This window comes from Mesorhizobium sp. WSM4836 (genome assembly GCF_055811815.1).
The window spans coordinates 92,814-105,752 of the sequence record NZ_JBVVQF010000007.1; the positions used below are offsets into that span (position 1 = coordinate 92,814).

General features: G+C 64.4%; 11 protein-coding genes. 10 read left to right on the forward strand and 1 reads right to left on the reverse strand.

The window, feature by feature from the left end; translation table 11 throughout:
* Nucleotides 1-10: 10 nt before the first annotated feature.
* Nucleotides 11-3,388, reverse strand: coding sequence for a hypothetical protein (locus tag AC0L2P_RS11160; RefSeq protein ID WP_473501261.1), 3,378 nt, complete (start codon nucleotides 3,386-3,388; stop codon nucleotides 11-13).
* A 96-nt stretch (nucleotides 3,389-3,484) separates the two neighbouring features.
* On the opposite strand from AC0L2P_RS11160, the gene AC0L2P_RS11165 reads away from it, so the two are divergent.
* The 10 genes from AC0L2P_RS11165 to AC0L2P_RS11210 all read left to right on the forward strand — a co-directional run bounded on the left by AC0L2P_RS11165 (nucleotide 3,485) and on the right by AC0L2P_RS11210 (nucleotide 12,901).
* Nucleotides 3,485-3,952 carry a peroxiredoxin gene (locus AC0L2P_RS11165; protein ID WP_473501262.1) on the forward strand — a complete coding sequence of 156 codons (468 nt, stop codon included), beginning with the start codon at nucleotides 3,485-3,487 and terminating at the stop codon, nucleotides 3,950-3,952.
* Nucleotides 3,953-4,090: 138 nt separating this feature from the next.
* Nucleotides 4,091-5,374 carry a M23 family metallopeptidase gene (locus tag AC0L2P_RS11170; RefSeq protein WP_473501263.1) on the forward strand — a complete coding sequence of 428 codons (1,284 nt, stop codon included), beginning with the start codon at nucleotides 4,091-4,093 and terminating at the stop codon, nucleotides 5,372-5,374.
* Between the two features lie 222 nt (nucleotides 5,375-5,596).
* Nucleotides 5,597-7,033, forward strand: a complete 1,437-nt coding sequence (locus AC0L2P_RS11175; protein WP_473501264.1) for an FAD-binding oxidoreductase — start codon at nucleotides 5,597-5,599, stop codon at nucleotides 7,031-7,033.
* A complete protein-coding gene (locus AC0L2P_RS11180) occupies nucleotides 7,030-7,770 on the forward strand; it encodes a FadR/GntR family transcriptional regulator (RefSeq protein WP_473501265.1) in 741 nt (246 codons plus the stop codon). Before AC0L2P_RS11175 ends, AC0L2P_RS11180 begins: the two co-directional genes overlap by 4 nt.
* Before the next feature lie 2 nt (nucleotides 7,771-7,772).
* Nucleotides 7,773-8,210: a VOC family protein gene (locus AC0L2P_RS11185; protein ID WP_473501266.1), complete on the forward strand. Its 438-nt coding sequence runs from the start codon at nucleotides 7,773-7,775 to the stop codon at nucleotides 8,208-8,210.
* Nucleotides 8,211-8,300: 90 nt separating this feature from the next.
* The gene (locus tag AC0L2P_RS11190) at nucleotides 8,301-9,329 is read left to right on the forward strand and encodes an ABC transporter substrate-binding protein (protein WP_473501379.1); all 1,029 of its coding nucleotides are present in this window, start codon (nucleotides 8,301-8,303) and stop codon (nucleotides 9,327-9,329) included.
* Nucleotides 9,329-10,102, forward strand: a complete 774-nt coding sequence (locus AC0L2P_RS11195) for an ABC transporter ATP-binding protein (protein WP_473501267.1) — start codon at nucleotides 9,329-9,331, stop codon at nucleotides 10,100-10,102. The genes AC0L2P_RS11190 and AC0L2P_RS11195 overlap by 1 nt, the downstream gene beginning before the upstream one ends.
* Nucleotides 10,099-10,854 (forward strand): ABC transporter permease, encoded by a 756-nt coding sequence (locus tag AC0L2P_RS11200; protein ID WP_473501268.1) that lies wholly within the window; start codon nucleotides 10,099-10,101, stop codon nucleotides 10,852-10,854. The genes AC0L2P_RS11195 and AC0L2P_RS11200 overlap by 4 nt, the downstream gene beginning before the upstream one ends.
* A 119-nt stretch (nucleotides 10,855-10,973) precedes the next feature.
* Complete coding sequence (locus AC0L2P_RS11205) at nucleotides 10,974-12,140, forward strand: ROK family transcriptional regulator (protein WP_473501269.1); 1,167 nt, start codon at nucleotides 10,974-10,976, stop codon at nucleotides 12,138-12,140.
* The gene (locus tag AC0L2P_RS11210) at nucleotides 12,137-12,901 is read left to right on the forward strand and encodes an ATP-binding cassette domain-containing protein (RefSeq protein ID WP_473501270.1); all 765 of its coding nucleotides are present in this window, start codon (nucleotides 12,137-12,139) and stop codon (nucleotides 12,899-12,901) included. The genes AC0L2P_RS11205 and AC0L2P_RS11210 overlap by 4 nt, the downstream gene beginning before the upstream one ends.
* Nucleotides 12,902-12,939 lie beyond the last annotated feature (38 nt).

Sequence of the window (12,939 nt, forward strand, 5' to 3'; positions counted from 1 at the left end):
GCTACCCGCCTCAGCGATACTCAAAGATCGACCGGAAAATCCCGGGCGCGATTACGGATAGCGGATTGACGTCGAGGCTCGGCTTGTTGGCGTTGCCCCTGAGCCTGTAGGTGACGCCGATCAGGCCGCGGTCGCGGCCGTTGCCGAGCAGCGCGCCGATCAGCGGCAGTTCGCCGAAGATGCGGTTTACGCCGTAGGCCGGCATGAACGTGCCCGTCATGTCCATATTGTTGTTCTGGTCGTAGAGCGTGCCCTGGAAGGTTGTGCCGATGCGCGGACCGCGCAGCACGCCGTTGCGCAACTTGAGATAGCCGCTGCCCTTGTCGATCTCGCTGAAACCGCGCTCGAACTTCACCCGCGACGTGTCGAGATTGCCCTTGACCGCCTCGTTGAGGCTGCGGCTGTCGCCGGCCGGCGTCGTCGACACGATCGAGGCGAGCTTCGGCTCGTTGACGACAAAGAAATTCCTGGCGTCGACCTGGCCTTTCATCGGACCGTCGCCGGCGCCAGTGAGCGCCAGCGTGATCGAGCCGCCTTCCATATGCTCGTAGATGTTGAGGAAGCGCAGTATCGCGCCGGCATCGGCCGACTTCATGTTGAGCGTGCGCAGGCCGCCGCCGGTCGTGTTGCTGACGGTGATCGCGGCTCCCGAACTTGCGGTGGCGCTCACCTTGAGCCCGTTCACCCTGGAGCCGGCGGCGCTGTAGTCGAGCTTCAAATTTGACAGCACCTCGTCGTGGAAGCCGGTCAGGGAGCTGACGTCGGCGCTGACCGAGATCGCATCGACGCCGGTGGTCTTGGTGGCGGTGTCAACGTCGGACGTGAATTGCTTGATCAGCGAGCGTGCGTCCAGCGCGCTGCCGCTGACCTCGACCGCATAGGCCTTGCCCGACCGCTTCACCGAGACGCCGACATCGTCGCCCCTGTTCAACTTGACCTTGCTGAACCGGGCCGAGGACAAGGCGCCGTTGACCAGCACCGCGCTGCCGTCGATGGAGAAGGTCTTGCCATCCAGTTCGAAATTAGACAGCGTCGTGGTGTCGCCGGTCTTCGCCATGGCGAAGGCGACCTTGGCGGGAATGCCGGGGCCCTTGCTCCAGCCGGCCCAGGGAATGTCCAGCCTGGCATTGGTCAGGTCGGCCGACACGTTCTGGTTGCCGGTGCCGCTCTTGTCGATCGCCACCTTGATGGTTCCGGAAAGCAGCGTCGACAGGCCAGGCATGGCGGTGGCGCGCGTCTTGTCGTCGAGCACCAGCGCCACTTTGCGACTGCGCGGCGGGCCGCCATCCCTGAGCGGCTCGATCAGGTCGAGCTCGGCCGGAATGCCGTTGAGTAGCGCCTTGGCCGAGATCACCGCCCGGTCGGGCGCGACGGTGATCGAGCCGTCGGCATGGCTGATCGTTTGGCCCTCGAACGGCTTGGCCAGCGACAGGTCCTTGTAGTCGAGCGCAACCAGCCAATCGAGTTTGGAAGAATCGACGCCGGACTGCAGTGGAATATCGGCCTTTACATGGCCGGTCACCGTGCCGGACAGATCGTCCGGCAGCAGGCCGACATGGCGCATGGCGTTGATCGGGTCATAGGATGCCAGCTCGGCGATTGCCGGCGCCTCGCCGGCGACATCGATGTCGAGCGCGCCGATCACCGGCGGATGATTCGCCGCCTTGACGGTGAGCGTGCCGTTGCTCGCCGCTACCGTGCGGCCGCTCGGCATATAGACGCTGCCCGAGGACAGCGCGACGTCGACGTCGTTGCCGTGGAAGCCGACAACGCCGACGGCATCGCGGATCGGCGGAATACGGCCGGCCGTGTCGAAGCGCGATCCTTCGACCTGGAATCGGCCGAACACTTCATCGGCGGAAAGCGGCACGCCGTTGCCGAGCCGCCCGGGCACGACCTGGAACTGCAGGCTGCCATCGACGACGCGGCCGCCGAACAGGTTCTTAAGCACCCACAACCTTGCATTGCGCGCCGAAAACCACGGCCATAATTGCTTGACATGCGAGACCGGCATGTCGTGGACATTAAGCGCTACCGATATGCCCGGCGCCTGGTTGGCGACGAATGAAACCGAAGCCGTGCCCAGCACTTCGCTGCCCGGTCCGGACCGGACGCCAATCTGCTCGGCGACCAGCTTTTGGCTCGTCGGCTGGTACACGCCGGCGATACGGGCAATGAAGCTGAGCGCCGGCTCCGGCGAATCCGAAGGCGCCAGGGTCGAACCGTCGCTGGTCAGGTCGTAACGATAGGATGGCTCCTCGCCCGCTGTGCCGGTAGCCGGCTTCGGCCCGATCGAACCGGCGAAATCGAAGGTCGAGCGGCCGGTTTTCGCCAGCAAACTGTCGACCTGGATCTTGTTCGACCCGGCGATGAGCGTTGCATCGAGATCGATGTCGGCCGGAAGCAGGCCGCGCGATCCGAGATCGAGCACCGATCCGGTCAGCGACAGGGCAGCGGTAAGCCGCGAGCCGTTTTCGCCGGTCCCTTCCGACCCCGCCAGCTTCAAGGCGATCGCACCCAATTTGCCACCTGCCGCCGCAGTGTCGGCGTCCGCTGCCAGGATGCTGGCGTCCAGCGTGGTGATGCGTCGCGTCGTCGGATCGCGGGTGGCGGAAGCGGCGATGGTAAGCGCCCTGCCGTCGACATCGGCGTCGGATGAAAACTCCATGCTTCCCGGCCCCGACTGCGAGACGGAGGCGTCGGCGATGGTGACCGACTTGACCGATCCGGTCTCGGGCAGTGCCAACTCGACGTTGCGCAGATCGATCTGGCGCATCGAATCCTCGCGCACCGCATCGAGCGCGTGGTTGAGGTTGGCGAAGACGGCGGCGGAAAGTTTTTCCGGATCGATGAGGCCGTCCTGGTTGCGCAGCTCGGCCGTCCAGTCGCCGCCGGACGGCATTGCCGCCATGACGATGTGCGCGTCGGAAATCCGGGCACTGGTCAGCCGCACCTCGCCCGAAAGCAACGGGATCAGCCGGATGCCGAAGCGGACCCGGCCGGCATCGGCCATCGGTTTGCCGTCGGCGGTCCTGAGGCTGACGTCGCTGACCTGCAGCGCAATGAAGCTCGACCCGTCAAGCGTCAGCCGGGCCGGTCCGACGGCAACGTCGACATCGAAGCCGGCCAATTTCTCGATTGCCGTTTCGGCTTCCGCGCGTAGCCGCTCCGAGCCGAAGCCGGACACGCCGATCGCGTAGACGCCGGCGGCAGCCAGCAGCACAAGGGCGACAAGGCCGGCAAACAGCCGCGCCATCAAACGAACGCCGCGACCGATCGATGCCTGGCCGAGCGGCGGGACGCGGCATGCGGACGGAAAGGTTCCCAGGTCGGTGATCTCGTCACGCCTGAACCTGATCTTCTCGTGCTGCGGCAGCTCCTGATCCACGCAATCTTCCGTTGAAACGAACTCGATCGTGGACGAATCCCCGCTCGACATTATATCGGTGCAGCCTGGCGCGTAACCTCAAACAAGGGCATCGGTATGGCTGACCTCGACGTGGGCGATGTTGCGCCGCAATTCGATCTTCCGCGCGACGGCGGCGGTTCACTCAGCCTCGCCGCATTGCTGGGAAAACCCATCGTACTCTATTTCTACCCACAGGACGACACCACAAGCTGCACCAACGAGGCGATCGGCTTTTCGCAGTTGAAGCCGGAGTTCGCAAAGGCCGGCGCCGTCGTCATCGGGCTCTCGCCGGACAGCGTCAAGAAACACGATAAATTCAAGGCGAAATACGACCTCAGCATCGACCTGGTCGCCGACGAGGAGCGCCAGGTGATCGAGGCTTACCATTTGTGGGTGGAAAAGAAGCTCTACGGCCGCATTTATTTGGGCGTCGAACGGGCGACATTCCTGATCGGCCGGGACGGACGCATCGCCAGGATCTGGCGCAACGTCCGCGTCAAGGGGCACGCCGAAGAGGTGCTGGAGGCGGTTCGCGCCCTTTGAGAGCTGCGGCAGGCCGCTGTAATGCGATGCACGTTTTGCGCGAATATCTTTGCGTACGGTTCGATCCGCCAAAACTTTGTTAACCCTAATAATGTGTAATCAGGCTCGTCGTTGGTGTCGTAACGAAAGCTTGGTCCCGTGAACGTAGCCAGTCAGTCAGCGGTCTTCGGCAGACGCAAAGAGCCGCACACGGTGATCATCGCCCGGGGCGACCAGATAAGGCATTTTACCATACGCCCGTGGCTGGCTGCATTTTGCGGCTCGGCGCTGGCGGCGATCGTCATTGGCTATCTGCTGGCGACCTCTTATCTGGTGCTGCGCGACGACCTGATCGGCGCCACGACGGCACGGCAGGCGCGCATGCAGCAGGCCTACGAAGACCGCATCTCGGCACTGCGGAGCCAGGTCGATCGCATCACCAGCCGCCAGCTTCTCGATCAGCAGCTGATGGAAACCAAGGTCAGCGAATTGCTGGAACGGCAGAGCCAGCTCAGCTTGCGTCACGGCCGCCTCGGCCCGATCCTCGAACGAGCCGAAAATGAGGTCGCAACGCCGCCCGTGCCGACGGCAAAGCCGGACGAACGTGCCGATGCGACCGGCAGCATCGCCCAGCCGATGGCCTATTCCGTCGCCAGCCTTGCTGCCCCCCTTGCCAGCAACGACACCAGGCCGTTCTCGCTGTGGTCGACCCGCGCCGATCCGCTGCCGAGCGAAAGTGCAGCCGACCGGGCAGACAAACTCTTCGTTTCGATCAACAACTCGCTGAAGGCCATCGAGAGCCAGCAGCTCACCCGCATCGCCACACTTGCCGATAATGCCTACAAGAGCGCCGACGCGATCTCGCAGGCGCTCGAGGCCGCCGGCCTGCCCGTCGACAGCGAATTCGAAAAGAGCGACCTCGGCGGCCCGCTGATACCGCTCGACAGCTCGTTGGTCTTCGATAGCAAGGTCAAGGAGTTGGACGAAGCACTTGACGCGCTTGATCATCTTAAAAAGGAAGCGCGCCGGCTGCCGCTTGCCAACCCCGCGCTCGGCCATAGCGTCACCAGCCCGTTCGGCGTGCGCACCGACCCCATCCTCGGCACGGCCGCCTTGCATTCCGGCATGGATTTCAGGGCGCCGGTCGGTATGCCGGCCAAGGTCACGGCAGCCGGCGTCGTCGTCAAGGCCGGCTGGAATGGCGGCTACGGCCGCATGGTCGAAGTCGACCATGGCAACGGTTTTGCGACGCGCTACGGGCATCTCAGCGAAATCGACGTCGCCGTCGGCCAGAAGCTCGATGCCGGGGACATCATCGGCAAGACCGGCAACAGCGGCCGCTCGACCGGCCCGCATCTGCATTACGAGGTCCGCCATGATGGTGAGGCTATCGATCCGCTGCGGTTTTTGACCGTCGGCAAGAAAGTCGAGCGGTACCTCTAGCCGGGCTGCTCCCCAGACGAACCAGCAACTGACCGGCATCGGGCCGGCGCAGCCATGCCAAGGCGGCCTAGCCTAAATATCCTCGGACAATCGCCCCCCGCTCTCTTTTCCCAGGAAACATTTCGGCTCCAGCCCTTGATGGTTTGCGCCCCACAGCGTTGACTCCGGCACAGTTGTAGGATGATATGCATAAGCCTATGCCTTAGTCCCAACAGGCTTGTAATGACTGCTCGTGGTATCCCGCCTGAAATTCTGAATGCCCTGGAGAGCGCTGTCGGACAAAGCGGCGTGGCTGCCGACGCGGCCGGCATGGCGAAATACCTCTTGGACTGGTCCGGGGATCATCGCGGCGGAGCCCTTGCGGTGCTGAAACCTGCTTCCGTCAGTGAAGTCCAGGCCGTGGTGCGGCTCTGCGGTACGCTTGGGCTCGGAATCATCCCGCAGGGCGGGAACACAGGGCTAGTGGCGGGTGCAATCGACATCGGCAGCCGCAGCGCGGTGGTCGTCAGCCTGGAGCGGTTGAACGGCATCCGTCTCGTCGACGCCGACAATTTCATCCTGCAGGCCGACGCCGGCTGCATCCTGCAGCACATCAAGGATGGGGCAGAGGCACAGGACTGCCTGTTTCCGCTGGCGCTCGGCGCGCAGGGAAGCTGCCAGATCGGCGGCAATGCGGCCAGCAATGCCGGCGGCACCAACGTGCTGCGCTATGGCATGGCGCGCGACCTCATCCTCGGCCTCGAAGTCGTCCTGCCCGACGGCGAGTTGTGGAGCGGCTTTTCCGGCCTGCGCAAGGACAATCGCGGCTACGACCTGAAGCAGCTTTTCATCGGCAGCGAAGGGACGCTCGGCATTATCACCGGCGTCGAGGTCAAGCTGTTCCCGAAACCGGCGCGGGTCGAGACCGCCTATCTCGGTCTCGCTTCGTTCGAAGCGGCCATCACCCTGTTCCGGCAGGCCCGCCGGGCCACATCCGATCTGATTTCGGCCTTCGAGATCATTGGTTCGGAGTGCATCGACCTCGCCCGCTTGATCGACGCAGACGTCGTTTCGCCGGTCGAAGCTCCCGTCCACGTGGTGATGGAACTCTCCGCAAGTGCCGCGGTCGATCTGCGCTCCATGCTGGTCGATTTCGTGGCCGGCGCCATTGAGAGCGGTCTGGTTGCCGAGGCCGTCCTTGCTGAAAGCATCGCGCAAGCCAGAGCCTTCTGGGCGATCCGCGAAGGGCTGGTCGAAGGGCAGGCGAAGCGCGGCTACCATGTGCGCACCGACCTTGCGGTCAGGATATCGGACATCCCTCCCCTCATCGATCAGGCCCGCCGCTTCGTTGCCAAGGAACATCCCGGCTGGCTGCCGCAGGCCTATGGCCATGCCGGCGACGGCAACATCCATTTGAACGTCCTGCCACCGCCTGGGCTCGGCGAGGGTGAAGCTCGTGTCCAGGGCGCGGAGATCACCGCCGGGCTCTACCAGATCGTCGGCGCGCTTGGCGGCTCGATCAGTGCCGAGCATGGCATCGGCCGCACCCGCCATCGCACTTTCTGGGCCGGCCTGGCGCCTGCCCATCGCCGGCTCATCACGGCCCTCAAGAGAACGATCGACCCTCAGGGAATGATGAATCCCGGCTGCCTTCTGCCATCGACGGAGACCTTTCCATGAAGCAAAGACTGGCCGCTATCGGCACGGTAGAGGCGCTGCCGCATCGCGTCGCCGCATTCCTTAGCCGCGAGATCGAATCCGGCGAGCTCAATCCGGGCACGCGGCTGCCGACCGAGCAGCAGCTCTCGGAAAAATTCGGCGTCAGTCGCAACGTAGTGCGCGAGGCGATCGCTCAACTCAGGGCCGATGGCATGATCGAGGCCCGGCAAGGCGTCGGCGCCTTCGTGCTGGCGCCGGAGCAGCGCGCGTCGATCCGCATCGATGGCGAGGCGCTGAAGGCGACCGGGAATATGGAGCGGCTGTTCGAACTGCGTTGCATACTGGAGGCCGAGTCAGCCGCGCTCGCCGCGGAACGGCGCGGGCAGGAGCACCTCGACGCGATCAAGGCGGCGCTAGACCGGATGAGCGGCGAGGAGCGCTGGGAAGAAGGCAGTATCGACGCCGACCTTTTGTTCCATCGCGAGATCGCGCGGGCGACGGGCAACAATTACATCCAGACCTTTATCTCTTTCGTTTGCGAGCAGATCCGCCGCTCGATCCACTACGCGCGCCTCACCAATCCGCTGCACGACCTGGTCGAAGTCAATGTCGGGGAGCATGTGCGCATCTACGAAGCGCTGGTCGCCGGCGATCCCACGGCCGCCGAGGCAGCGATGCGCGCCCACATCGTCGGCGCCGCCGACCGCGTCGGCGTCAAGCTGCCGGCAACGCGCGCCGCGCACGGCACAGGGAGGTAGCCATGCCGCTCGGAGGCGCCTATGCGATTTCAGACGTCTGCCTGCTCGTCGAAAACATCGAGCGGACGGTTGAATTTTACGTCGAGAAACTCGGCTTTCGCCTGCGGCGCCGCGCCGAGGGCTTTGCCGACTTCCATGGCAAAGGCGTCACACTGGCGGCGTGGGAGATCGACCACATCAACCGGCACACCGGCGTCTCGAAATTGAGGTCGCCGCGCCAGGCGCACAAGGTCTGCGTGGCGGTCAGGCTAGACGCGCCCGGCGAGATCGACCTGCTCCATGGCGATCTGGCAGCCAAGGGCGTGCCCTTCTACGGCCCGCCGGAGGATTATGTCTGGAACGCGCGCTGCGCCTATTTCACCGATCCCGACGACACGCTTTGGGAACTATACGCCTGGCTCGACGGCGGCCCCGGCGACTATCACGACGAACAGCCGTAGACGACGCCGCGCCACGGGAACGGCTCGCAATGAAGAGACGAGAACGTCTTGCAACAGGAGCGAAAAATGAGTGGGAACAGAGACTACGACATGAACCGCCGCAGCTTCGTGAAAGCCGGCTTCGCCGCGGTCGCGGCAGCGTCGGTCGGAATGCAGCTCGTGCTGACGCCGGGCGCCAGAGCTGCCGGAAAAGTCGTCATCCAGTATGACTGGCTAATGTCCAACGGACAGATCGGCGACATCGCGGCCGTCGCCAACGGCTATTTCAAAGAAGTGGGCCTCGAGGTGGAATTCAGCCCGGGCGGCCCCAATGCCGCGACGGTGCCGCCGGTGATTTCGGGCGCCGCACAACTCGGCCAGTTTTCTGAAACGCCCCAACTCTACGCGGCGCGCGCCAGTGGCGTGCCGGTGAAGATCATCGCCTGCGGCTTTCGCACCGGTCCCTATGCCTTCACTTCGAAGCCCGCCAAGCCGATCCGCGGCGTGGCCGATCTCAAGGGAAAGAAGATCGGCATCCAGCCGACGGCGCGCTTCGTCATCGATGAGATCCTGGCCAAGAACGGCATTGATCCGTCCGAGGTCACCGTCGTCAATGTCGGCTTCGATAAGGCGCCGCTGGTGCGCGGCGACGTCGACGCGATTGGCGGATGGATCACCAATACCCAGGCGCTGAGCGTCGTCGGCGACGACAGGATCGATCTCCTGGTGCGCGATCTCGGGCTGAACTCCTATGCCGACGTCTATTTCGCTACCGACACGGCGATCGAACAGGATGCGGAAACGCTGGCGAAATTTATCGGTGCCGTCGCCAAGGGTTGGGGCTGGGTGCACGCCAACCCCCAGGAAGCAGTCAAGAAGATGGTCGAGACCTATCCGGAAATGGACCTTGGCTGGGAGCAGAAGACGATCGATCTGGTGCTGAAACTCTCTTTCGACGGTGCAACCGCGAAGGACGGATGGGGAACCTTCGATCCCGCCTCGATCGAGGAGCAGCTGGCACTGCTGGACAAGGTTGGCCAATACCCGAATGGCCGGCCCGCGGTAGCCGATGTCTACACGACCAAGATACTCGAATTGTCGGCCCCCGACCGACCCAAGCTCGACGCGCCCGCCGCTTGATGGCGAACGCGGTCGAGGCCCGCAGGCTGGATGTCGGCTATGGCGGCCGGCAGCCGGTGGTAAAAGTGCTCTCCGGTCTCGACCTGTCGGTCGAGGCCGGCTCCTTCCTGTCGATCCTTGGACCTTCGGGATGCGGCAAGTCGACCCTGCTCCGTGTGGTCGCGGACCTGCTCGATCCGCTCGGTGGCTCGATCAGCGTGCTTGGCGACACACCGCATGCGGTCCGTTCGCGACGCGATGTCGGTTTCGTCTTCCAGGACTCGACCCTGCTGCCCTGGCGCACCGTGCGCGACAACGTCCGCCTGCCGCTCGATGTCGGACAAGGCCGGCTTACCCGGACAATAGACGACCGAACCGCCGAGTTGCTTGATCTGATGGGGCTTGCCGGGTTCGGTGAGCGTCTGCCGCGCCAATTGTCCGGCGGCCAGCGCCAGCGCGTGGCGATCGCCCGGGCGCTGCTCGGGCAACCCAGGCTGCTTTTGATGGACGAGCCTTTCGGCGCGCTGGACGAGATCACCCGCGACCGCCTCAACGACGAGCTGTTGTCGTTGTGGCGGCGCACCGGCACGACCATCCTTTTCGTTACTCATTCGATCGCCGAAGCCGCCTATCTCGGAGAACGGGTCATCGTTCTCGCCGCCAATCCAGGCCGCTTGGCTAGGGACCTCGACATGCGGCCGTTCAAGCAGGCGGGCAACCGCTGTTCGCGCGAGGATCCGGCGATCGTTGCAGTGATGGCCGAACTGCGCGGCGCGCTGGAGCAGGCCTCATGAGGCAGGCGCCCTTGCCACCGGCGCTGGGCGTCGCCCTGCCCGTTTTTGGCGCGGCCTCGATCCTGCTCGCCTGGCAGTTCCTGCTGCCATGGCTTGGCGTGCCGGCCTATATCGTGCCGACACCGACGGCCATATCAGGCGTGTTCCGGAAGAGTCTTGCTTTGCTGCTCAGCAATCTCTGGCCGACGCTGATCGAGGCGCTGGCGGGATTTGTCATCGGCAATCTCGCCGGCGTGCTGCTGGCGGTGCTTTTCGTGCACAGCCGCATCCTGCAGGCCGCCTATTTTCCGATCGTGCTGTTCTTCAACACCATTCCGATCCTGGCGCTGTCCCCGATCATCATCCTGATCTTCGGGCTCGGCATGACGCCGAAGATCGTGATCGCGGCGGTGATCTGCTTCTTCCCAACGCTGGTCAACATGATCCGCGGGCTGGACTCGGCCGGCGACAACGAGCACGAACTGTTCCGGGTGCTATCGGCTACGCGCTGGGAGATCTTCTGGAGCCTGCGTCTGCCAAGAGCATTGCCGATGCTGTTCTCCTCGCTGAGAATTGCTTCGGCCACGGCGGTAATCGGCGCCATCGTCGGCGAGTGGATCGGGTCGGATAAGGGCCTCGGCGCGCTCATCATCCAGGCGACCTTCAACTATCAGTCGGACCGGCTCTATGCGGCGATCGTGCTGTCGTCTTCGCTGTCGATCGCGCTGTTTGCGATCGTGGTCCTGCTGGAGCGACGTGCCATCCGCTACTGACCTTGCAGTTGAGCGGCCATCCGCCGGCTTCGCTCAGCGCAGCAGTCGATTTATTTTTGAATTCCATTTGACTGAATAAATCTTCGGTGCCAGTCTGGCCTCTCTCGAGGGCGCAAGGCATGGCACTGCGGGGAACCAATCAGGAGTTCGGGCGGCCGTATAACCGGCGCATAGTGCTCGAATCCATCCGCCTTCATGGCCCGATCGCCCGCGGCGACATTGCCAGGCGGGTCGGGCTCACCGTGCAGACGGTGTCGACCATCGTTCGCGAGCTGGAAGAGCATGGTTACGTGCTGTCGCTGCGCGAAGAGCCCAAGGGGCGCGGCCTGCCGCCGGCAACGCTGCGCATCAATCCGGAGGGCGGCTATGCCGTCGGCATCCACGTCACCCCACTCGGCATCAATGCCGCGCTGATCAACCTCAGCGGCGACGTCATCGAGAGCATCTACCGCGAAGCCCCAAATGCAACGCCCGACCACGCTTTCGAGCTGATCGGCGCCATGGTGCTCGAATTGACGGCATTGCGGCCCGGTGGCCGCGTTCTCGGCATCGGCATGGCGCTGCCCGGACCGTTCGGCGTGGAGTCCATGAGCTTTGTCGGGCCGACCACCATGTCGGGCTGGAAAGATGTGGCGCTGCGCGAGCGGCTGGCTGCCGCGACCGGACTGCCGGCCTTTTTCGAAACCGACATGGCGGCGGCTGCGATCGGCGAGCGCCTTTATGGCCTCGGCACGGCATATTCCGAGTATTACTATCTCTATTTTGGCGTCGGTCTCGGCGGCGTTATGGTGCATGACGGGGCCGCATTGCGCGGCGCCTGGGGAAATGCCGGCGAGATCGGCCACATTCCCGCGGCGCCGGGCGGCGAGCCCTGCCCGTGCGGCAATCGCGGCTGCCTCGAACGGTATCTCTCGCTCGAGGCGCTGCGGCGCCGCAACGTCGCCGACGCCGACTGGGTGAGCGAGATCGCGCCGATCTTCCGCAACGCCGTCACCATCATCGAAAACCTGTTCGATCCCGAAACCATCATCCTCGGCGGGCTTGCCTCCACCGATCTGCTCGAAAGGCTTGCCGGCGCGGCCGCGCATCTGCCCAATTCGGTCTCGGCGCGCAGCGACCGCACGACGCCCCGCGTCAGCGTCGCGCGCGGCGGCCAGCATGCGGTGTTGCGCGGCGCCGCCGCACTTGCCGTTTCCGGGGTGCTGTCGCCACGCTTCGGCCAGATCTTCACCGCCGAACGCGAACGCGGGCGAGATCTCCTGCATAACAAGGGGATCGCGGCATGAGCGAACCGCTGCTGGTGCTCGATAACGTTGTCAAGAATTACGGCGCCATCGAAGCGCTGAAAGGTATCAGCTTTTCGATCGGCAAGGGCGAAGTGGTGGCGCTGCTCGGCGACAACGGCGCCGGCAAATCGACGCTGGTCAAGATCATTGCCGGCGGGCTCGAGCCGAGCTCCGGCCGCATGCTGTTCGAAGGCAAGGAATTCCTCGCAAAATCTCCCGCCGAGGCCAAGGCCGCGGGGATCGAGACCGTCTACCAGGACCTGTCGCTTTGCACCAACATCGACGTGGTCGCCAATTTCTTCATGGGCCGCGAGATCACCAGGACGGTTCTCGGCATTCCGGTGCTCGACGAGCGCGCCATGGAACAGGTGGTACAAAAGGCGCTGGCCAGCGCCGGCACCCGCATTCCCTCGCTTCGCACCAATGTCGAGCATCTCTCCGGCGGCCAGCGGCAGGCCATCGAGCTCAACCGGTTCGTGCATTTTGGCGGCAAGCTGGTGCTTCTCGACGAACCGTTCGCCGCGCTCGGCGTCGAGCAGACGCGGCGCGGCCTCGACATGATCCGCCAGGTGGCGAGCCAGGGCATCGGCGTCGTCATCATCACCCATATCATGCAACAGGCCTTCCAGGTCGCCGACCGGATCGTGGTGATCCGGCAAGGCGTCGTGGCTGGCGATGTCGCACGCAACAAAACAAGTCCCGACGCGGTGATCAACATGATCACCGGAGAGACGCTCGCCGGTGCCGGACCGGCGAGCTGAGGGACAAATGAGGGGTCCGGCGCAAGAGGAGCGAACGA

Excerpts from the sequence above, each read along its gene's own strand:
- AC0L2P_RS11165 (WP_473501262.1), top strand. The coding sequence starts at position 3,485 with ATGGCTGACCTCGACGTGGGCGATGTTGCGCCGCAATTCGATCTTCCG.
- AC0L2P_RS11210 (WP_473501270.1), top strand. The coding sequence starts at position 12,137 with ATGAGCGAACCGCTGCTGGTGCTCGATAACGTTGTCAAGAATTACGGC.
- AC0L2P_RS11190 (WP_473501379.1), top strand. The coding sequence starts at position 8,301 with ATGAACCGCCGCAGCTTCGTGAAAGCCGGCTTCGCCGCGGTCGCGGCA.
- AC0L2P_RS11205 (WP_473501269.1), top strand. The coding sequence starts at position 10,974 with ATGGCACTGCGGGGAACCAATCAGGAGTTCGGGCGGCCGTATAACCGG.
- AC0L2P_RS11175 (WP_473501264.1), top strand. The coding sequence starts at position 5,597 with ATGACTGCTCGTGGTATCCCGCCTGAAATTCTGAATGCCCTGGAGAGC.
- AC0L2P_RS11195 (WP_473501267.1), top strand. The coding sequence starts at position 9,329 with ATGGCGAACGCGGTCGAGGCCCGCAGGCTGGATGTCGGCTATGGCGGC.
- AC0L2P_RS11180 (WP_473501265.1), top strand. The coding sequence starts at position 7,030 with ATGAAGCAAAGACTGGCCGCTATCGGCACGGTAGAGGCGCTGCCGCAT.
- AC0L2P_RS11200 (WP_473501268.1), top strand. The coding sequence starts at position 10,099 with ATGAGGCAGGCGCCCTTGCCACCGGCGCTGGGCGTCGCCCTGCCCGTT.
- AC0L2P_RS11185 (WP_473501266.1), top strand. The coding sequence starts at position 7,773 with ATGCCGCTCGGAGGCGCCTATGCGATTTCAGACGTCTGCCTGCTCGTC.